19 protein-coding genes are annotated in these 19,649 nt (G+C 63.2%); 3 read left to right on the top strand and 16 right to left on the bottom strand.

The annotated features are described in order from the left end of the window. Positions 1-136: 136 nt before the first annotated feature. Both XI09_RS06835 and XI09_RS06830 read left to right on the top strand, forming a co-directional pair. On the top strand, positions 137-2,107 hold the full coding sequence (locus tag XI09_RS06835; protein ID WP_271566189.1) for a 4Fe-4S binding protein: 1,971 nt from the start codon (positions 137-139) through the stop codon (positions 2,105-2,107). Positions 2,108-2,111: 4 nt separating this feature from the next. Continuing rightward, positions 2,112-2,417: a hypothetical protein gene (locus tag XI09_RS06830; RefSeq protein ID WP_271566188.1), complete on the top strand. Its 306-nt coding sequence runs from the start codon at positions 2,112-2,114 to the stop codon at positions 2,415-2,417. Between the two features lie 59 nt (positions 2,418-2,476). Here XI09_RS06830 and XI09_RS06825 read toward each other — a convergent pair whose 3' ends face one another. Further along, on the bottom strand, positions 2,477-3,769 hold the full coding sequence (locus tag XI09_RS06825) for a c-type cytochrome (RefSeq protein WP_271566216.1): 1,293 nt from the start codon (positions 3,767-3,769) through the stop codon (positions 2,477-2,479). Positions 3,770-4,043: 274 nt separating this feature from the next. Between XI09_RS06825 and XI09_RS06820 the strand changes: the two genes are divergently transcribed. Continuing rightward, entirely contained in the window at positions 4,044-4,283 is a 240-nt protein-coding gene (locus tag XI09_RS06820) for a hypothetical protein (protein WP_271566187.1), read from the top strand. 90 nt (positions 4,284-4,373) lie between these two features. Here the strand turns inward: XI09_RS06820 and XI09_RS06815 are convergent, their stop codons facing one another. From XI09_RS06815 to madL, 15 genes are all read right to left on the bottom strand, one after another. Then, positions 4,374-4,586: a hypothetical protein gene (locus XI09_RS06815; protein ID WP_271566186.1), complete on the bottom strand. Its 213-nt coding sequence runs from the start codon at positions 4,584-4,586 to the stop codon at positions 4,374-4,376. 210 nt (positions 4,587-4,796) lie between these two features. Beyond that, positions 4,797-5,498, bottom strand: a complete 702-nt coding sequence (locus tag XI09_RS06810) for an HpcH/HpaI aldolase family protein (protein ID WP_271566185.1) — start codon at positions 5,496-5,498, stop codon at positions 4,797-4,799. Positions 5,499-5,513: 15 nt separating this feature from the next. After that, positions 5,514-6,317 carry an SDR family NAD(P)-dependent oxidoreductase gene (locus XI09_RS06805; protein ID WP_271566184.1) on the bottom strand — a complete coding sequence of 268 codons (804 nt, stop codon included), beginning with the start codon at positions 6,315-6,317 and terminating at the stop codon, positions 5,514-5,516. Between the two features lie 7 nt (positions 6,318-6,324). Then, positions 6,325-8,007: a hydantoinase B/oxoprolinase family protein gene (locus tag XI09_RS06800; protein ID WP_271566183.1), complete on the bottom strand. Its 1,683-nt coding sequence runs from the start codon at positions 8,005-8,007 to the stop codon at positions 6,325-6,327. A gap of 12 nt (positions 8,008-8,019) precedes the next feature. Next, entirely contained in the window at positions 8,020-10,086 is a 2,067-nt protein-coding gene (locus XI09_RS06795) for a hydantoinase/oxoprolinase family protein (RefSeq protein ID WP_271566182.1), read from the bottom strand. 162 nt (positions 10,087-10,248) lie between these two features. After that, positions 10,249-11,187 (bottom strand): nitrogen assimilation transcriptional regulator NAC, encoded by a 939-nt coding sequence (nac, locus tag XI09_RS06790; RefSeq protein WP_271566181.1) that lies wholly within the window; start codon positions 11,185-11,187, stop codon positions 10,249-10,251. 154 nt (positions 11,188-11,341) lie between these two features. Further along, positions 11,342-12,550: an aspartate transaminase gene (locus XI09_RS06785; protein ID WP_271566180.1), complete on the bottom strand. Its 1,209-nt coding sequence runs from the start codon at positions 12,548-12,550 to the stop codon at positions 11,342-11,344. 67 nt (positions 12,551-12,617) lie between these two features. After that, entirely contained in the window at positions 12,618-13,358 is a 741-nt protein-coding gene (locus XI09_RS06780; protein ID WP_271566179.1) for a branched-chain amino acid ABC transporter ATP-binding protein, read from the bottom strand. After that, complete coding sequence (locus XI09_RS06775) at positions 13,351-14,121, bottom strand: ABC transporter ATP-binding protein (RefSeq protein WP_271566178.1); 771 nt, start codon at positions 14,119-14,121, stop codon at positions 13,351-13,353. The genes XI09_RS06780 and XI09_RS06775 overlap by 8 nt, the downstream gene beginning before the upstream one ends. Next, complete coding sequence (locus tag XI09_RS06770) at positions 14,118-15,101, bottom strand: branched-chain amino acid ABC transporter permease (protein ID WP_271566177.1); 984 nt, start codon at positions 15,099-15,101, stop codon at positions 14,118-14,120. Before XI09_RS06770 ends, XI09_RS06775 begins: the two co-directional genes overlap by 4 nt. A gap of 46 nt (positions 15,102-15,147) precedes the next feature. Continuing rightward, positions 15,148-16,020, bottom strand: coding sequence for a branched-chain amino acid ABC transporter permease (locus XI09_RS06765; protein WP_271566176.1), 873 nt, complete (start codon positions 16,018-16,020; stop codon positions 15,148-15,150). 12 nt (positions 16,021-16,032) lie between these two features. After that, positions 16,033-17,220, bottom strand: a complete 1,188-nt coding sequence (locus XI09_RS06760) for an ABC transporter substrate-binding protein (protein ID WP_271566175.1) — start codon at positions 17,218-17,220, stop codon at positions 16,033-16,035. Positions 17,221-17,704: 484 nt separating this feature from the next. Next, positions 17,705-18,391, bottom strand: a complete 687-nt coding sequence (locus tag XI09_RS06755; protein WP_135174358.1) for a GntR family transcriptional regulator — start codon at positions 18,389-18,391, stop codon at positions 17,705-17,707. Beyond that, positions 18,392-19,156 carry a malonate transporter subunit MadM gene (madM, locus tag XI09_RS06750; RefSeq protein WP_271566174.1) on the bottom strand — a complete coding sequence of 255 codons (765 nt, stop codon included), beginning with the start codon at positions 19,154-19,156 and terminating at the stop codon, positions 18,392-18,394. After that, positions 19,153-19,587: a malonate transporter subunit MadL gene (gene madL, locus XI09_RS06745; RefSeq protein ID WP_092191220.1), complete on the bottom strand. Its 435-nt coding sequence runs from the start codon at positions 19,585-19,587 to the stop codon at positions 19,153-19,155. The genes madM and madL overlap by 4 nt, the downstream gene beginning before the upstream one ends. Between the last annotated feature and the right edge of the window lie 62 nt (positions 19,588-19,649).

Genomic DNA, 19,649 nt, shown 5'->3' with positions numbered 1-19,649 from the left:
TCCTTTTCTTCCCGATAGTGAAAATCTATATGAGGTGCAGGAATGGCGCGAGTCCATAGACTCGCGCCGCACCGGCGGAGGGATTCACCTGGAGCAGCCAGCGAAGACCGTCCTGATCTGCTCGTGTGAAGACACGATGCGCCTCGACACGGCCGCGATCCGGCGGGGGTGCCCCAACTGCGAGATCAGAAGCTTTCGCCATCTCTGCGGCGCAGAGCTCGATCATTTCCGCAATGCAGCAAAGGCAGATGGCCCGCTGACAGTCGCCTGCACGCAGCAGGCTGCGCAATTCACCCATGAGATCGGCGAACGCCCTGGCGGGATCACCTTTGTCAATATCCGCGAGACGGCGGGCTGGTCGCGCGACGGTGCGAATGCGGGCGCGAAGATGGCGGCGCTGCTTGCGGCGGCCGCAATTCCCGCACCGGACTTTCCGCTGGTCACATTGTCGAGTGACGGCATCATCCTGATCTATGGGCGCGACGAGGCCGCGATCGAAGCCGGGAGGCTGCTCGCAGACCATCTCGATGTCACGGTCATGCTCAAGCCGCCGACAGACATTACGCCGCCTGCCGCCGCAGTGTTTCCGATCGTCAAAGGCAAGATCCGCAACGCGCGGGGACATTTTGGTGCCTTCGAGCTCACGATCGACGACTACGCGCAACCGCACCCCTCTTCGCGCGACCGCTTCGTGTTCGAGGCCCAGCGCAACGGGGTGACCTCGCGCTGCGATCTGGTGCTCGACCTCTCCGGCGAGCCGCCGCTGTTTCCGGCGCACGACCTGCGGGACGGCTATCTCCGCGCCGATCCGAGAGATCCGGCGGCGGTGCTGCGCGCGGTGCTTGCCGCTCGCGATCTCGTCGGAAGTTTCGACAAGCCGAGATATGTCGACTTCACGCCCAGCCTCTGCGCGCATTCGCGCTCGAAGTTGACCGGATGCCATCGTTGCCTTGACTTATGCCCGACCGGCGCGATTACGCCGGACGGCGACCATGTCGCTGTCAACGCAAACGTCTGCGCAGGTTGTGGGCAATGCGCAGCCGCCTGCCCCACAGGAGCTGCATCCTACGCGCTGCCGCCCGCCGACACCCAGTTGCAGATCCTTCGTGCCATGTTGCTCGCCTATCGCGAAGCTGGCGGCACGCATCCGGTGCTGCTGCTGCATGACAGCCAGCACGGCACGCCGCTGATCGATGCACTCGCCCGTCATGGCGACGGACTGCCAGCCAACGTGCTTCCCCTCGCTGTCAACGAGTTGACGCAGGTCGGCCTGGAGGCCGTTATCGGCGCATTCGCGTATGGCGCGGCGGCCGTGCGGTTTCTCCTGCGCGCCAAGCCGCGACACGGCGTGACCGGATTGCTGCAGACGATCGTCATGGCCGAGACCATTCTTGCCGGGCTCGGATTTCAGGGCCACCGCGTGACCACGATCGAAACCGACGATCCCGACACTCTGGCTGACCAACTGACGGCGATTGGTCCCCTCGCCGGCCTCGAGAATCCTGCGACTTTCCGGACCGTCGGCAAGCGCGGCGATCTGCTTCGCTTCGGCCTGAGTGAATTGCATCGCCTCGCGCCAAAGCCGGTCGACGTGATCGCTCTGCCCGAGGGTGCACCGATCGGTGCGATCACCGTTGACACCGGCGGTTGCACGCTGTGCCTGTCCTGTGTTTCGGCCTGCCCGACCGGCGCGCTCCGCGCCGATCCCGAGCGTCCCGTCCTCAAATTCGTGGAGGACGCCTGCGTGCAGTGCGGCCTGTGCCAGAGCACCTGTCCTGAGAAGGTCATCACGCTCACCCCGCAGATCGACTTCCGGGCAAGGCGTGCGCAGGCGCAAGTCATCAAGGAAGAAGAACCGGCCCTGTGTGTCCGCTGCGGCACGCCCTTCGGCGTGAAGAGCACGATCGATCGGATCGCGACGAAGCTCGAGGGGCACCATTGGATGTATCCCACCGGGGACCGCCGGACCGAGGCCTTGCGGATGTGCGCCGATTGTCGCGTGATTGTCATGAGCGAACAGCAGTTCGATCCGATCCAGGACGTTCCGGAACGCGCGCCACCACGGACGACGGATGACTATCTGCGCCAACGCGAGAACAAGGAATAGCCGCATGAATTGCCACATGCCTCGTTTCATGCTGGTTTTTTCGACGTGCCTTGTCGTCACGGTTCTCGCCGGCACAGCCGTCGAGGCTGCCGCCCTCACCAAGGCGGAAAAGGTCGCGCTCAAACAGGCGATCGTCGCCTGCAAGGCCGAGACAAAGGGCAAGAAGGTCAAGTGGCTGTCACGCCGGAAATACGTCAACCAGTGTGTCGTGACGGCGCTCAAGGAACGTCCCAGCATCGACGTGGCTCGCATGCTCGAGGAGAACCCGGAGCTAACGAATATTCCCGTGGAGCGATGGCCGGGGTATTAGGGCGTTGACATTGGAACCTTGCCGCCTTCGCTTGAGGAGGCGCAAGGCGTTGCTGCCGGCTACTTCGACGTCGCACGCGCCAGAAAGTCCGTGAGCGCGCGGCGATCCTCGGCCGAGCCGATCTTCTGCTCCGGCATCTTGGTACCAGGCGTGTAGGCGTTCGGCCCGATCTCGAACAGTTTTGAGACGGTCTCCGGCGTCCAGACGATATCCATCGCCTTGAGCGCGTCGGTGAAGCGATAGCCCGGCAGTGAGGCAATCTTCCGGCCGAAGAGTCCCGCAAGCGTCGGCCCGGCACGCTGTACCTCGGTCTCCGACAATGTATGGCAGGCGACGCAGGCCCTGAACATTTCGGCGCCGTGATCGCCGACATAAGCAGCGAGCGGATCCGCCGGCGTGCCCAGCACGTTCGACCCGATCGCCGCGCCGGTCAGTGCATTCCAGCGCCTGATCTTGCCGTCAGCACCGCCAGTCAGGAGCGTCGCGCCATCGGGCAGGAACGCGACCGACCAGACCGGCGCGCCGAGCCCGGCGAGCGTGCGCATCACGCTGCGCGCCTTGCGATCGACGATCGTAACGGTGCCGTCAATTGCCCCCGTGGCGATCAAGGCACCGTCTTGCGAGATTGCCAGGGCCACGATCGGCCTGGCGCCAGCCATGACCTCGCCACTCACCTTGCCATCGGCGGTCATCATGCGCAGCTTCCCGTCCGCCGCGCCGGTGACGATTTCGCCATCAGGCGAGATGGCTACGGCATTCAGCGGCGCCGGCATCGAAACGATCTCGGGGCTGCCGCCCGGCAGGGGCCAGATCCACACCGTCAGATCGTAGCCAACGCTCACCAGCGATTTTCCGTCGGGGGCAAAGGCCACACCGTTCACGCTTTGCGAGTGACCTTGCAGCACGCGCGTCCCACCGTCGGACAGGGATGAAATCCGCACGGTGTGGTCCCACGAGGCCGATGCGAGCTTCGATGTATCGGGCGAAACGGCGAGTCCGACAATGGGTCCCGTATGACCTTCGACAACCTGGTCTGGTTGCAGCCGGCCCGGCGTCCAGATAGCAATCTGGCCGTCCGCACCAGCCGTTGCCATTCGTCCGTCTCCGAGGAAGGCAGCCGCGTTCACCGCACCCGAATGGAAGCGAAGGACCTGCTCGGCGGACTCGGTTGCCAGGGACCATCGGATCGCTGCAGTGTCGAAGCTCCCCGACAAAACTGTCTTGCCATCGGCCGAAACGGCGATTGCGCGGACAGGCCCGCCGTGCCCCGCCAACTGCGCCTGCGCGGGCCGCAGCGGGAGAAGCAGCGATGCCGTCAGAAGGGCGGTGGCGAGACGCAAGGTCAAATCCATTGGCCGTCGGAGACACTCACAGCGAAGCACCCACCGTGCCATTCTGCCCGGCTTTTTCACCACGGCCAAATGCCGTCCCGTGACGTCCGGCGATCGTTCTGCGGATATCTTCCGTGGCGTGTCCGTGGCCCGGCCTCTGGGCAAATACGCACCCATTTGATCCAGCTCAATGGGGGTAGCTCGTATTCGGTTCCAAGTGCGACAAGCGGCGCCTTGATTGGCGATCGACGTGGTCGCAGTCTTGCCAAGGACGCCTCATGGACCGAGGCTGGACATGCAAGTACACCCGAAAACCTATCTGCAGCTCATCTCGCGGTTGTGGCACTTTCGCGCGTCGCCGCCACGAGACCGCGATCCCGGCAGCCAGGGCGCGTCGCCACTGCTCGTCTACATAGCCATCGTGTTGGCGCTGCTCCTGGCCGTCCTTGAAGTCGACATTCACAGCGCGCGGCTTCAATCCTTGGGACTGCTCGGCGATCCCATCGGGATCAACCCGATTTTCATGGGTCCTTGAGACAGCGCTTGTGACCGTTCGAAGACATACGAGCCGTCCAAGACGTCCAGCTCGACCACTATTGGTTGAGACGCGACGGGAGTATTCCTTCTACTCCTGTGTTCCCCTTGGAAACACAAGAGATCGATCTGCGAAATCTTCAACCGGCAGTTTGCTTTGTTGCGCCTGTCTTTGCATCTCCTGCACCGGGGGCATCCCAGCTACCGATGTGCGACTCACCGGTAATGGATGCGATCGCTGCATATTCGTCGCGGCCACGAAAACCGCGAGCGCAGCCAGGCCAGAGATCATCAGGAGCTTCATGCGAACCTCCGTTGGTTCTGAGAGAGTCGAAGCTCTGACTAGTGCAAGACTCGAAGTTCCCCTGTGAGATCCCTCACATCTCTCGTTCTCTTGATCATCGCCTGATCATCGCTTGGGCGGTTGCCCCTCGCTGCGCGCCGTCAAAGATGCGCCAATCCAACATGGGCAAGTTTGAGCCAGCTTCAGCCACCGAACTCCAACTCGGTCCCTTCACCGAACGAGCATCTTCTTGACGCCGGCCAGTCCGACGCGAAGGAACGGATCTGAGTGGATGTAGAAATACCGCACGCCGTGATCGAGCCAGGACGGCAATTCGTCTGATGTCACGAGCGTGCCCGCGACCTTTCCGGCCGCCCTGATCGTCTTGACTGCATAAGCCACCCGCTCGACGACGGCCTGCGGCCGAGGCTGCCCGAACGGCGGCGCTGGCGGATACCCCATGTTCTGGGACAAGTCGCCGGGGCCGATGAAGAAGACATCGACGCCTTCGACCGCCAGCAAGGCATCGATATTTTCGATGGCCTGCGGCGTTTCGATCATCGCGATGATCAGCCGCTTCTCGTGGTCGGCGGGACATGCATAGCGGACCGCGTCAACAATGGCGCGCGCCTGATCGGCGGTATCGACCATCGGCACCATCAACCCGTCGGCGCCGGCATTGAGATACCGAATCAGGATCGGTCGCTCGTGGGAGTGCGGACGGACGATCGCGGCGCCGCCTGCGCCGCGGATGGCCTGAGCCGTGACCCGCACATCCTCAAAGCTCCAGGTGCCGTGCTCGCAATCGACGAAGATGGCGTCGGCACCGAGCTCGACCAGACGGACGGCGAGGCCCGATGACGCGTGGTGCGGCGTGAACATGGTGACCGCCTCGTCCTTGACAAGGCGCGCGCGCAATTTCGCTCCGTTCATGGGAGATCCTCTTCTCTAGCTCTTCGGCTTGTCGGCAAGGCCCGCGGGCGCTCCGACCCAGCGCGCCGTCTCGATATCGGCAGAGGTGTCGCGCATGAAGGTCGGGCAGATATGCAGTTCGGGGATCACCGCGCCCCTTTGCAGGCTGGCGCAGAGCAGTACCGCGCGCGCGACGTCGTGCGGATTGAGCATCACGGCGCGTTCGCTATCCAGAGGCGGCCTCGCGCGATTGTCCATGATCGGCGTGTCGGTCTCACCCGGCAGGATCGTCGTAGCGCGGATGCCCTGATTACGAAACGTATTGTGCAGGAAGGCCATGAAGTTCTTCACGCCGGCCTTGGCCGCACCATAAGCGGCACCGCCGAGCAGGTTCGGATTGACGACCGCGAGCGACGACACGGTGATCACCGTGCCCTCCTTCTTTGCGATCATGTCCTCGAGCACGGCCTGCGTCAGGTTGAACACGGCGGTGAGATTGACGTTCACCGTGGCGTTCCACTCCGCCTCGCTGATGAAGCGCGCGTTCAGAACCCTGCTGGCGCTACCGGCATTGTTGACGAGAATATCGATCGCCCCGACATTGTGCTTGACCCAGGCAACCGTCTCCAGGATCGCCTCCCGCGAAGCCACGTCCATCGCGCGAGCGACGGCCTTGCCGCCGGCCTTCTCCACGACGCTTACGACCTCCCGTAACGGGTCGATCCGGCGCCCCGTCACGACGACCGTTGCGCCCTCCTGTGCCAACAGGATCGCGGACTCGCGCCCGATTCCCGTCCCCGCGCCGGTGACGAGCGCAATCTTGCCATCGAGCAAACCCATGCTTCCCCTATTCGGCGGCGGTGGCCGCCACGTTTGAGCGGTGATAGCCGTAAATCTGCCTTGCGGCCGCAGGCGTGATCAAGCCTTCCGCAAGGTCGAGCTCGACCGAAGCCGCCGCGCGCTCGGACGTACGTCCCCATCCGCCCCCGCCCGGTGTCTCGACCTCCAGGCGGTCACCCATCTTCAGGACAACCTTACCCTTCGGAAATTGCGGCTCGCCATTCTTGTACACCTTGCCGGCACTGCCGGACTTGCCGCCAACGACACCGAAGCACGGATGACGTACGCGCTCCGACGCGAGGTAAATGTTCATCGGATTGCGCCCGAGATTGCGCAGCACGACGCGCTGGCCGAGGCCGCCACGGCTCTTGCCAGCACCGCCCGAGTCCGGAATGAGCTCCTTGCACTCTGTGAGCGCGGGGACGGCAATCTCGAACATCTCAATCGCCGTGACCTTGCAGTTGGACGGAAAGCTCAAGGTATCGAGACCGTCGAATTCGGCGCGCGCGCCCTGCCCGCCGTGAAAATTCTGCACCGAGCCGTATTGCGTGCCGTCGTCGCGCCGGCCGACGCAGTTGGCGGCCCAGATCGGCGCGCCGCCGCTGTCGCCCATCACCTTGTCCGGCACCACGCCCTCCAGTGCCTTGAAGATTAGCGACGGAATGACGTGCCCGATGAGGTTGCGCGAATTGCCCGCCGTCCATTCCTCTGGATTGAGAATCGAGCCGAGCGGCGCCTCGTCCGTGATCGGCGTGATGCAGCCCTCGTTATTCGGAGTATCCGGGTCGAGCAGGCATTTCAATGCGTAAACCGAATGGGCGTAGCGATAATTGGTCCGGCAGTTGATCGAGTGAAGAATTTGCTCGGACGTTCCGGCGTAATCGACGTGAATGGAATCGTCGCGCACGATCACGGCCGCCTTGAGCGTCACATCAGTGTCGTAGCCGTCGAGCAGGACCTCGGCGGTGTAGGTCCCGTTCGGCCATTGCCGGATCGCCCGCCGCGTCTGCGCTTCGGATCGCGTGTGGATGGCATCGGCCAGTTCGTCGATGCCATCGAGATCATACTCATCGAGGAATTTCACCAGCTCGCGGCCCATGACATTGTTGGCTGCAACCATGGATTCGAGATCGCCCATCACTTCGGTCGGCAAGCGAACCGAGGCGGCGATGATGTCGAGCACGTCCTGGTTGGGAACGCCTGCCTTATGCAGCTTCACGATCGGGAATCGGATGCCCTCCTCGAAGATATCGCTGGCCTCGGAATGCAAGGGGGCGCCGCCGATATCGGGCAGATGCGCGATCGAGCCGGCATAGGCCACGACCTTACCTTTCTTGAAGATCGGCGTGATCATCGTCACGTCAGGCAAATGCCCGGTGCCGATCTCCGGATCGTTGGTGGCGAGCACATCGCCTTCTTCCAGAGTCTCAGCCGAAAACTTGGGCAGGAAATATTTCTGCGCGGCCACCGGCAGCGAGGTGATGAACACCGGAATCGACCAGGTGCATTGCGCAAGCGCGCGGCCGCGGCTGTCGAGCAGCACGGTCACATAGTCGTGGTTCTCACGCACGATCGGCGAGAACGCGGTGCGGCCGAGCACGATGTCGGCCTGGTCAGCGATGAAGATCAATCGATTCCACATCACCTGGAGATTGATCGGATCGTTGAAATCGGCAGCGTTCACGGACATGGTGCGTCGTCCTCAGGCGATATTGATCACGAGATTGCCGTTGATGTCGACGTGAGCCGTGCCGCTCGGTCCGATGACCGCGGTGGACTCCCGCTGCTCGACGATCGCGGGCCCTTGGATCTCTTCACCAACCGGCAGCTTGTAGTGGTCATAGACCGGCGTTTCGACGAAACCGCCACGCTCGCTGAAATAGACCGAGCGCGTGCCCTTCTTGGCCTCGGCGGGATGTCGTGCGTGCGGGCGGGTTACCTGATCCTTCTGGCCGCTGGAGCGCAGCCGCCACGTGATCACCTCGACCGATGAGCCCGCAACGGTGCGGCCGAACAGCTCGCGGTAGAGTTTGTAGAAATTGCCGAGCAATTCCTCGTGGAACTGCTTTGGCGGCAAGCTGCGATCCGGCAGCACGACCGTGATCTCGTGACCCTGGCCGACGTGGCGCATGTCGACCGTGTAGGTGTTGGTGATCGTCTCTGGCGCAACGCCAGCGGCACGGACGACCTCGGCGCCCTGGAGCGCGAGATCGCCGAGCAGGCGATCCATCGCCGCGAAATCCCAATTGTCGACCTGCATCGGGAAGCTCGCGGACAGATCGACCGCGACCGGCGCGATCAGCAGGCCGATCGCCGAGGTGACGCCGGCGCCCGTCGGGCAGATAATGCGCTTGATGCCGAGCTTGCGCGCGATTCCATAGGCATGCACCGGACCTGCGCCACCGAAGGCGACCATCGGCAGGCTGCGCGGATCGACGCCGAGGTCGGTCGCATGCACCGCCGCCGCCTTGCTCATGGATTCGTTGACGAGATCGTGGATACCCCAGGCGCAGCGGGGAACGCTGACGTCAAGCGAGGATGCAAGCTTCGTCATGGCCGTGAGCGCGGCATCTTTCGACACCTTGAACGAGCCACCGACGAAGGACCCGGTGCCCATATAGCCGAGCAGGATATCCGCGTCCGTCACCGTCGGCTCGGTGCCGCCGCGCTGATAGGCGGCCGGTCCCGGCAGCGCGCCCGCCGAACGCGGTCCGACATCGAGCAGGCCGAGCGGGTTCTTCGCGGCGATCGAGCCACCGCCAGCGCCGATCTCGATCATGCGGATCGACTGGATCTTCAGCGGAAAGCCCGAGCCTTTGCGGAAGCGATGATAGTGCGCGACCTCCAGATCGGTGCCGACTGTCGGCTCGCCGTTCGGGATCAGGCACAGTTTTGCAGTGGTGCCGCCCATATCGAAGGACAGCACGCTGCCCTCGCCGGCGATGCGGCCGAATTCGGCGGCCGCGACCGCGCCGGCGGCTGGCCCCGATTCAATCAGGCGCACCGGCAGCTCGGCGGCGCGGCTGCTCGGCACGAGACCGCCCGACGAGGTCATCCACAGCACCTGTCGATTGATGCCCTTGGCGGCGAATTCGCGTTCGAGATGGGCGACGTGTCCGGACATCTGCGGCCGCGTATAGGCGTTGACGACAGTGGTCGAGGCGCGGTCGAACTCGCGCACCTCCGGGCAGACCTCTGATGACAGCGACACGAAGACGTCCGGGTCCTCTTCACGAAGCAGCGCAGCGATTCGCTGTTCATGATCAGGATATTTGTAGGCGTGCAGCAGGCAGACGGCGACGGATTTGATGCCCTCCTCCCGCAGCCGGCCGGCGATCTCGCGGACCGTCTCCTCCTCCAGCGCGGTGATGACCTCGCCATCGGCCGCGATACGCTCGACCGCGCCAAAGCTGTTGGCACGCGTCACCAGCGGATCCGGATACTTCAAATTCAGATCGTAGAGGTCGTAACGGCCTTCGTTACGAATGCGCAGCATGTCCTGGAAGCCGGCCGTCGAGATGAAGCCGGTCTTGACGCCCTTGCGCTCCAGCACCGCATTGGTGACGACGGTGGTGGCGCCAAGCACCTGCAGCCCGTTGAGATCGACGGCACTACCGAATTGTTCGAGCAGCTCGGACACACCTCGAACCACGGCCTCGGCAGGGTTGATTGGCGTGCTCAGTACCTTGTGGAGATGCAATTCGCCCTTGTCGTCGAGCAGCGCGAAATCGGTGAAGGTCCCCCCGGTATCGAATGCGAGCTTGGTCATCTGTTTCCTCGAAGCGATTGTCTTCGAGCGTAGAAAATGCGGTTGCGGCCGACCACCACAACTCCCGTCTGCCGCCATAGGTTTTGTTTATGGCCTGACGAAACCGACGCGATGCGGCTACAGTGCATGCAGACGAGCGGCTTTGACGTTCGGCCGTGGCGCCTAGACCGATCGAATGCCCTGCGGATGGCCGCGCATCAGCTTCTCGACCACGGTTAGAAGCACCGATCGTGTGGCGAGCGCAGGCTCCGACAAGGGGAGATGGTCGGAGATGCACAGCGAGACGGTTGCCTCGATCGCAGGGCGAACCAGCCGCCGCACCTCGACACCGCCAAAGCTCGACGCGCTCGCGGCCACCGAGGCCGGCAGGATGGTCGAGCCGAGGCCCTCGGTCACGGCCGCACCGAGCGCGGAGACGGATTCGATCTCGGAGACGACGTTCGGCGCCACCCGGGCCCGCGCCAGCGATTCGTCGATCAGCCGACGCAGGAAGTGCCCCTGGCTCGGCAGCAACAGCTTAACGTTGGCCAGCGCCGACAGTGGCAGCGGTTCGTCCGCCGGCTTCTTCGCACCCGGCCCAGCAGGCGAAACAAGAAACAGCTCCTCGCGGAACAGCGGCTGCAGCTTGACACCCTTGATCGGACCGGAGCCATAGATCATGGCCATGTCCATCTTGCCGGTCATGATCAGCTCGCTCAGCACATGGCCGAAACTGTCGTTGATATGGACGATGATCTGGGGATGCAGCGTCGACATCTCCTTCAGGATCGGCAGCGACAGAGTGCTTGACGCCGAATAGGTCGCAAGGCCGATCGAGACGCGGCCGGCCAGCGCCTTGGTCGATTGATCAATGTCGATCTGGGCCTGCTCGATCTGCTTCAGCAGCAATTGCGCATGACGGTAGAGGATGAGGCCAGCCTCGGTCGGGACGATGCCGTGATTGCTGCGGAGAAGCAGCTTGTGCTTGAAATGGCTCTCGAGCGCTGCGATCTGCTGCGACAGCGCCGGCTGCGCCGTGCGCAACAGGCCGGCGGCGCGCGAGACGCTGCCGGCATCGACCACCTTGACGAAGCTCTTGAGCTTCCTGAAATCGACGCTCATCTGTGTCGAACGCTGTCCTAAACCGAACGGGCGGCGCCCGCTCGGCCGTTCATGAAAACACGGTCTGGATCGATACTATCCTTTATCTAGCCTATTGATTTCAATCGGTTTCTTCGCTTGCGCGCCGATTTGGCAGGCAAGTCCGGCTTCGCACTCAGCGCAGCGCCCTGCAGGCCTTCTCGATGCGGTCGCAGGCGACCTTGATCGCCTCCATCGAAGTCGCAATCGAGAGGCGGAAATAAGGTGAGAGCCCGTAGGCCGCGCCCTGCACGGCGGCGACACCGACATCATCGAGCAGATAGAGTACGAAATCGAGATCGCTCTCGACGACCTTGCCGCCCGGGGTGGTCTTGCCGATCACGCCGGCGCAGCCGGGATAGAGATAGAAGGCACCGTCAGGCACCAGGCAGGACAGGCCGGGGATCGCGTTCAACCGTGCGCAAGCATAGTCGCGGCGTTCCTTGTAGAGCTTGACGCTGTCGCGAACGAACGACTGGTCGCTCATCAGCGCATGGGCGGCGGCGGCCTGGCTGATCGACGAGGGGCATGAGGACATCTGCGATTGCAGCTTGTTGATGGCGGCGACCAGCGGCGCGGGACCCGCGGCGTAGCCGATCCGCCATCCGGTCATGGCGTAGGTCTTCGATACCCCATTGGCGAGCAGAACGCGGTCCCTGAGCTCGGGCACCGCGGCGGCAAGCGTCGTCGCGGGCTCATCGCGATACCAGATCTGGTCATAGATATCGTCGGACAGCACAAGGACGTTGGGATGACGCAGCAGCACGTCGCCGATCGCCTTGAGGTCGGCGAGCGAATAGGCCGCGCCGGTCGGGTTCGAGGGCGCATTGAGGATCAGCCAGCGCGTTCGCGGTGTGATCGCGGCCTCCAGCGCATCCGCCGTCAGCTTGAAACCCTGGTTCTCCGAGCAGCGGACGATGACCGGCTTGCCGTCATTGGCGATGACCATGTCGGGATAGGAGACCCAATAGGGCGCAGGGATGATGACCTCCGCCCCCTCCTCCACGCTCGCCATCAGCGCGAGGAACAGGATCTGCTTGGCGCCGCCGCCAACGCAGATCTCGTTGTCGGCATATTCCAGCCCAAGGCGGCGCTTGTAGTCGGCAATGATCGCCTTGCGCAGGGCGACGGTGCCGTTGACGGCGGTGTATTTCGTCTCGCCGCGGTCTATCGCCTCATGCGCCGCCACCTTGACATGATCCGGCGTATCGAAATCAGGCTCGCCGATTGCCATGTCGACGATGTCACGGCCGCCGGCCTTGAGCTCGCGCACGCGCGCGGAAGCAGCCGTGGTCGGAGATATCTTGATGCGCGAGACGCGCGCGGCCGGCACGAAGATCGTCACTGTGGTCGTCCTTTGCGTTGCGAATGTATCCGCGCCCGCCAAGCGGGTGCCAAGTCAATATTCGAAGTCAATGTTCGACGTCGGTCTCACCGCGCATGCGGCCGGTAAGGAAGAGTTCGCCGAGCTCGTCGTGGGTGATGTCGGCGGGACGGCCATCCCAGATCACCTTGCCGAGCCGCAGGATGACGGCACGCTGCGCAACCGCCATCGCCTTCTTGGTGTTCTGCTCGACCAGTAAGATGGTCTGGCCGGCGGCGTTGATGCGCAACAGCTCGTCGAAAACGATGCCGATCGCGGCCGGTGACAGCCCGACCGACGGCTCGTCGACCAGCAGGATCTTTGGCCGTTGCAGCACGGCCATCGCGACCTCAAGCAACTGTTGCTCGCCGCCGGACATATTGCCGGCAAGCGTGTTGCGGCGCGTCTTCAGGATCGGAAAGAGATCATAGACATAGTCGCGCTCCGCCTTCACCCTGCCGTCGCGTAACGTGTAGGCCGCCATCTGCAAATTCTCGTCGACCGTCATGACCGGAAAGTTGCAGCGCCCCTGCGGCACCCAGGAGATGCCCTCGGCCAGAATCGCGCGCGACTTCAGCGCCGTGATGTCCCTGCCCTGCCAGTTGACGGTGCCGCCCTTGATCGTCGTCATGCCATAGAGCGTCTTGAGCAGCGTCGACTTGCCGGCGCCGTTCGGCCCCATCAGCGCGACGAACTGTCCCTGCGGCACGTCGAGGTCGACGCCGTTGAGAATGTCGAGCGAGCCGTAGCCAGCGCGCAGCCCCTTGATCGAGAGAGAGGGTTCAGCCACCGAGATAGGCCTCCCGCACCGCCTGGTTCTGGACGATCTCGTCAGGTGTTCCCTCAGCGAGCTTGCGTCCCTGATCGAGCACGACCACGCGCTTGCAGAGGCTCGTCACCACGTCGATGTTGTGCTCGATGATGAGGAAGCTCACGCCGAAGGAGGTGTTGGCAAGGCGAATACTCTCGACCACGCGCTCGATGAGTTTCGGATTGATGCCGGCCATGGGCTCGTCGAGCAGAATAAGCTTCGGCTCCGGCATCAGCATCGAGGCGAACTGGATCAGCTTCTGCTGGCCGCCGGAGAGCTTGCCGGCGGGCTGGAAGCGCACGTCCCAGAGACCCGCGATCTTGATCAGCTCCCGCGCCCGCTCCCTGAGCGCGGCGACGCGATTGCGCGCGGCCGCCCCGATTCCGAAAGTCGACAGAATCCCGGGGAAGCTGAACATCTGGCCGGCGATGACGAGGTTCTCCTCGATGTCGAGCGCGGAGAACACCACGGTCTTCTGGAACGAGCGCAGCATGCGCCCTTCGCGGGCGATGTCGTTCAGCGACCAGCCCGTGATGTCCTGACCATCGAGCTTCACCGCGCCCGCGCTCGGTGTGGCGAGACCGGTCACGCAGTCGAAGAAGGTGGACTTGCCCGATCCGTTGGGACCGATCAGCCCGCAGATCTCGCCGCGGTTGACATGCAAGTCGACACCGTCGACCGCGCGCACGGCGCCGTAGGATTTGCAGAGGCCGGAAATGTCGAGGATCGGCAGCCCGCTCATTTGCGCTTCTCCAGGAAGGACCAGAAGCGCCCGATCAGCGGCGCGAACCCGCTCGGGAACCAGAACACGAGCCCCAGCAGGAAGAAGCCGTAGGCGATCATGCGCAGCTCCGGGGCAACGCGCAGCGCTTCAGTGAGGCCGACGAACAACAGGCTGCCGAAGATGACGCCCGAGATGGTCCCCGCCCCGCCGCCGAGCACGATGATCAGCATCGTCGTCGAGTAATACATCTGGAAGGTGAGCGGGCTGACCACGGTCAGGTAATGCGCATAGAGACTGCCGCCCAGCCCGGCAAAGGTCGCGCTGATCATGAAGACGACGAGCTTGTAGTGCCAGGTCGGGATGCCCACGGATTCAGCCAGCGTCTCGTTCTCGCGAATGGCTATCATGTTGCGGCCGGCCGGCGAACGGACGATCAGGTAGACGACGATGGTCGCGAGCGCGGCGATGACGAGGACAAGATAATAAAATCCGACCGTTCCGGAGACTGTGAACGAGGCCGGCCCCAGTGCGAAGTAAGGCTTGGGAATTGCCGCCAGCCCCATGTCGCCGCGTGTCAGGCTGATCCAGTTCTTGGCGACGGCCTGGCCGATGATGACAAAACCGAGCGTGCACATGACGAACGACGTGGCCCGCAATCTCAGTGCGGGAATTCCGAGCGGCAGCGCGATAAGGCCGGTCACGACGCCGGCGGCAAGGAAATTGACGTAGAACGGCGTGCCGAAATGCACCGCCAGCAGAGCCGAGGCATAGGCACCGATGCCAAAGAACGCCGCCTGCGCCAGCGACAGCAGCCCGGTATAGCCGAGCAGCAGATTGAGCCCATGCGCCGGTAACAGGAAGATCAGCGCAATGATGATGGCATGCAGCGGATAGTTGCCGAGAAACAGCGGCGCGATGCAGGCCAGCGCGATGAGCGCGACGCCGAACGGAGCGCGAAGATCCCTCGCCGTCACGACCGTGCGTTCGGCTGATGTCATGGGCTGCCCTCGGACGATCTCAGTCAAATGCCAAATCCCATCGCTATCAGAAGCGCGCCTGCGCGGAGAACAACCCGTGCGGGCGCCACATCAACACCAGCATCAGGGTTGCAAAACCAACGGTGTCGCGGAACTGCAGACCGACATAGGTGGCGACCAGGCTCTCGGCGATGCCGAGGATCATCGCCGCGACGAACGTACCGCGGACGTTTCCAAGTCCGCCCATGATGATGATCGGCAGCGTCTTGAACGTGATGAGCTCCCCCATGCCGCCGTAGACGCTGACGTTCACCGGTGCGGTCAACACGCCCGAGAGTGCTGCGAGGGCAGCACCGAGGATGAAGGTCCAAAGTGCGACATGACGGACGTCGATGCCGACAACCGCGCAGCATTCGATGTTCTGCGATACCGCGCGCATCGCCTTACCCATCCGGCTATAAGTGACCATCAACTCGAGGCCGACGAACACGATCAGGCCGACGATGATGATCAGGATACGCTGTTCTGCGAGCGTGAAGCCGAACAGCGTCACCGGCTCGATATAGCCGCCGGAGAAGAACTTGTAGCTGCCCCCGAACATCAGGATGACGGTGTTCTGGAGGATCAACGCAACGCCGAGGGTTGCGAGCACTCCGGCCTCGGCCGGAGCCCCCACGATCCGCTGCATCACGAAATTGCCAACGACGACGGCGATCACCGCGGTGGCGACCACACCAATCACGACCGCCACGGGATAGGGCAAATCGAAATAATCGATCGCGAACCAGGCTCCGAAGGTTCCGAGCATGTAATATTCGCCGTGGGCGAAATTGATGGCACGCAGCACGCCAAAGATCATGGTCATGCCGACGGCAACGATCGCGTAAACCGATCCGGAGACGATGCCGTTAACAACCTGCTCGATGACCGTGTAGAACATGTGCGCTCGGTCCTATTTCGGATAGTCGATCTCGGCCGAGTAAGCTCCCTTGATGGAAGGCTTGCCATTCTCGATCTCGAGAAGGATCATCGGCAAGCGCGCCTGATTGTGGTCGTCGAAAGTCACTTCGCCGACCGCACTCGCATAATGGATATTGGAAAGCGCGTTACGGACCTTCTCGCGATCAATGCTCTGGGCCTGCTCGATCGCCTTGGCCAACAGATGCGTCGTTTCCCAGTGCACATAAGCGTGGTTGTTGGGCGCTTCACGGAACTCGGCAGTGAACTTGTCGACGAAGGCCTTGCTCCTCTCGGACTCGTAGGCCGGAAGCCAGGCCGCGGCTTCGATTGCGCCCTCGAGCGCCTTCGGCGCCGCCTTGATGGAGCTCGCTGTATTGAACTCGGCGTTGCCGATCAGGGGGATCTTGCCGGCAATCCCGGTTTCGATCATTTGACGTCCGACGATGGGTGTGGAATCGGCATTGCCATACATGATGATGGCCTGGGCGCCGGAATCGCGGATCTTGGACAGGACGCTGCGGAAATCCACCTCGCCTTCCTTGTAATAGTCTTCCGTCAATATCTGACTCTTGAAGCGCGGCAGGTACTTCTTGGTAAACTCAATGGCTGCGCGCCCGTAGTCGGTGTCGACCGACAGCACGGCGTATTTGGTAAATCCCTTCTTTTCGGCGGCGTATTGCAGCACGACGAGGGCGCGGTTTTCGTCGGTCGGATAATTACGATAGGTCCATTTGAACCCGCCGACGCCCGCCTTGTAGGTGATCTTCGGATTCGACGAGGCGGCATTGAGGAGAAGCACACCGGCATCCTCCACGACCGGCTGCATCGCGAGCGTCACCGAGCTCGATACGTCGCCGATGATGAAGTCGACCTGATCCTGGTCGATGAGGCGCCGGGTTGCCGAGACGCCTTCGACCGGAGTACCTTGGCTGTCGCCAGCCAGGATGTTGATCTTGCGCCCACCGATGCCACCGGCGCCGTTTATTTCCTTCGCAGCCATCTGGGCACCGCGCATCGAGAAGGCGCCGTAGCGGGCGTTCGGACCGCTCATCGGAGCGACGAGACCGAGCCTAACCGTCCCATCTTCGCTTCGCGCCGCGAAGGCGCTGGAGGAAACGCTCTGTAGTCCAATCAGGGCGGTTCCGATGCAAAATCCTCGTCGGCTCAACTCGATCGTCATTTGCCCGCTCCGTTGCTGCTACAAAATGATGCGCCCGCGAACGCCGCCAGTTCTGTGGTCTTGCCCTTGGAATTTTTTGCTGCGGCCGACGGTAAAAAATAGATTTACGTTCGATGACAGGGGAAGCACGACTGTCCTCTGCCGCCATAGCGAATTCTTATGGCGAGCCGCTCACTCGAAATCTGGTCCGTCGAAATAGCACCCCGCAATCCGGAGCAGATAGCCCTGCGTCGGGCTGGCCTGTCCACGACGACCGGAGTTGATAGCACAGGACGGATTCATCTCGGCCGTCGTGGTTGATGGAATTGGACCATGACTTGAACTGATTGGCGTTCGCCGGCCGGCAGCATGGTACATCACGGTCGGCGCGATGCGAGCGCGGCGCGCTCGATCAGACAGACTAGGTACGCGACCTTGCCAATAGGCCAGGCCTGCGGCCGCCGGATGCAGTCAAGCTATCGGCTCGATCGCACGATCAGGCGACTCAGCCGAGGCGATCATCGATGTAGCGCCTGAGCGCGGACGCTGCATTCAGCATGTGCGCACGCATTCGGCGCGCTGCGGTCTCTCCGTCACCTTCTGCGATCGCCTGCATGATGGCATCATGCTCGTCGCGGGACTTGCGGATGCGATCGCCCTGCCGCAATTGGGTGCGGCGGAAGGCGCTGAGCCGCGAACGCACGTCCTGCGCCTGCTCGGCCAGAAACGAGTTGTGCGTTGCGCGGTAGATGCATTCGTGGAATTCCCGGTTGAACGCGTCATAGGCATCAACGTCGTTCGCCTCGACCATCGCAAGCGAGCCTTCGTGAAGCTCGATCAAATGGCTGCGTTCGAGCGGGGTCATGCGGTAGGTCGCAAGCCGGACGCACATCGCCTCGACCTCGGCGCTGGTCTCGAACATGTCCATGATGCGCTCCGGCGTCATCCGCGCCACGACGAGGCCGCGGCGGCCGCGTACCTCGACGAGGCCGCTGACCACGAGCTGGCGAAGCGCCTCCCGCACCGGCGTGCGGGAGGCCCCGAAGCGATCGGCCAACAGCTGCTCTTCCAGGGCGGAACCGGCGACGAGTGCGCCTGAGGCGATCTCGTCAGTGAGCGCGTTGCGGATACGATCGGAGAGCAGCCCGCCATCGTCTTCCGCGCCGACTGCGACTTTCAGTACTTCTGCCATTCAGCCTCCCGTGATCGCACGCACCGCGAAGTAAAGGATCGAGGGGGCGACCAGGCACCCGAGCCCGGTGTGAAATGTCGCCGTCAGCGCGCCGTAGGGCACCAGACGCCGGTCCGTCGCCGCCAGCCCTCCGGACACGCCGCTGACCGTTCCCATCAAGCCGCCAAACACCATTGCACTGCGCGGATTGTTGAGGCCGATCATCTTCGCCACGAAGGGCGTACCGATCATGACGATCACCGCCTTGAATACACCGGTCGCGATCGAGAGCGCAATAACCGGCGAAGATGCGCCGATCGCAGCCCCCGTGACCGGCCCGACGATGTAGGTGACCGCGCCGGCGCCGATCGTCGTCATTGAGATGGCATCGGTGTAGCCGAACGCCGCGGCAACGAACACGCCCAGAATGAACGGGACGACAGTTCCTAGCCCAAGCGCGACCGCACCGATCGCCCCGGCCTTGCGCGCATGAACGACGTCGACCTCGAAGGCGGTGGCGACGATGGCGAAATCCCGCAACATCGCTCCGCCCATCAGGCCGATCCCGGTCAGCGCCGGCAGGTCGGCGACGCCCTTTTCGCCGCCAGTGGCGATGCCGCCGCAAAAGGCCAGCACGAGACCCAGCATGATCGCGATCGCCGAGCCGTGGATGCGTCCGAAGGTGAGGTATTTCGAGATCACTCCGGAGATCCACATCAGGATTCCGACGGCCGCAAAAGCGGTGAGCAGCGAGTTTGCAGCGAGAATGTGCGATATCATCGTCATCCGATCCTCCCGGACTTGAAGTGGGGCACAGTCGCCTCGAGCGCCTCTCGCGCCTCGATCTCGTCCATGGTCTCGACACGGCCGCTGAGCCGGCCGATCAGGGCCACCATCGCGAAACACACGGCGACCGCGCCGATCCCCGCAATGACGACGATGGGACCGCCTTTTGCGGCAGCGACGACGTTCTGCTGCGCCGCCATGGCGACCACGATGGGAATGTAGAAGCTGCCCCAGAACTCGACGCCGGTCTTGAGACCGTGGCTGAGCAGGCCGTGCCGCACCAGCCAGAGCCGGGCGGCGATCAGAAACATCATCGCAATGCCGACGCCGCCGACATTGGCCTTAACGCCGAGGGCGATGCCGAGCAGGTCCCCCAGGAAGACCCCCAACAAGGTGCAGATGGAGAGCAGCGCTACGCCGGAAACGGTCACGGGCGCCTCCCCTGAGCGGACGGAGCTCCGGTCACGCGACTTGGGCACCTTGTATGCATTCG

This window comes from Bradyrhizobium sp. CCBAU 11386, from assembly GCF_028128955.1.
Lineage (GTDB): Bacteria > Pseudomonadota > Alphaproteobacteria > Rhizobiales > Xanthobacteraceae > Bradyrhizobium.
Note: the sequence above shows the minus strand (reverse complement) of the source record. Positions and strands in the feature narration are given on the sequence as shown.

Excerpts from the sequence above, each read along its gene's own strand:
- XI09_RS06810 (WP_271566185.1), bottom strand. The coding sequence starts at position 5,498 with ATGAACGGAGCGAAATTGCGCGCGCGCCTTGTCAAGGACGAGGCGGTC.
- XI09_RS06800 (WP_271566183.1), bottom strand. The coding sequence starts at position 8,007 with ATGTCCGTGAACGCTGCCGATTTCAACGATCCGATCAATCTCCAGGTG.
- nac (WP_271566181.1), bottom strand. The coding sequence starts at position 11,187 with ATGAGCGTCGATTTCAGGAAGCTCAAGAGCTTCGTCAAGGTGGTCGAT.
- XI09_RS06795 (WP_271566182.1), bottom strand. The coding sequence starts at position 10,086 with ATGACCAAGCTCGCATTCGATACCGGGGGGACCTTCACCGATTTCGCG.
- XI09_RS06770 (WP_271566177.1), bottom strand. The coding sequence starts at position 15,101 with ATGACATCAGCCGAACGCACGGTCGTGACGGCGAGGGATCTTCGCGCT.
- XI09_RS06765 (WP_271566176.1), bottom strand. The coding sequence starts at position 16,020 with ATGTTCTACACGGTCATCGAGCAGGTTGTTAACGGCATCGTCTCCGGA.
- XI09_RS06755 (WP_135174358.1), bottom strand. The coding sequence starts at position 18,391 with ATGGCAGAAGTACTGAAAGTCGCAGTCGGCGCGGAAGACGATGGCGGG.
- XI09_RS06830 (WP_271566188.1), top strand. The coding sequence starts at position 2,112 with ATGAATTGCCACATGCCTCGTTTCATGCTGGTTTTTTCGACGTGCCTT.
- XI09_RS06835 (WP_271566189.1), top strand. The coding sequence starts at position 137 with ATGCGCCTCGACACGGCCGCGATCCGGCGGGGGTGCCCCAACTGCGAG.
- XI09_RS06820 (WP_271566187.1), top strand. The coding sequence starts at position 4,044 with ATGCAAGTACACCCGAAAACCTATCTGCAGCTCATCTCGCGGTTGTGG.
- XI09_RS06775 (WP_271566178.1), bottom strand. The coding sequence starts at position 14,121 with ATGAGCGGGCTGCCGATCCTCGACATTTCCGGCCTCTGCAAATCCTAC.
- XI09_RS06805 (WP_271566184.1), bottom strand. The coding sequence starts at position 6,317 with ATGGGTTTGCTCGATGGCAAGATTGCGCTCGTCACCGGCGCGGGGACG.
- XI09_RS06760 (WP_271566175.1), bottom strand. The coding sequence starts at position 17,220 with ATGACGATCGAGTTGAGCCGACGAGGATTTTGCATCGGAACCGCCCTG.
- XI09_RS06815 (WP_271566186.1), bottom strand. The coding sequence starts at position 4,586 with ATGAAGCTCCTGATGATCTCTGGCCTGGCTGCGCTCGCGGTTTTCGTG.
- madM (WP_271566174.1), bottom strand. The coding sequence starts at position 19,156 with ATGACGATGATATCGCACATTCTCGCTGCAAACTCGCTGCTCACCGCT.
- XI09_RS06825 (WP_271566216.1), bottom strand. The coding sequence starts at position 3,769 with ATGGATTTGACCTTGCGTCTCGCCACCGCCCTTCTGACGGCATCGCTG.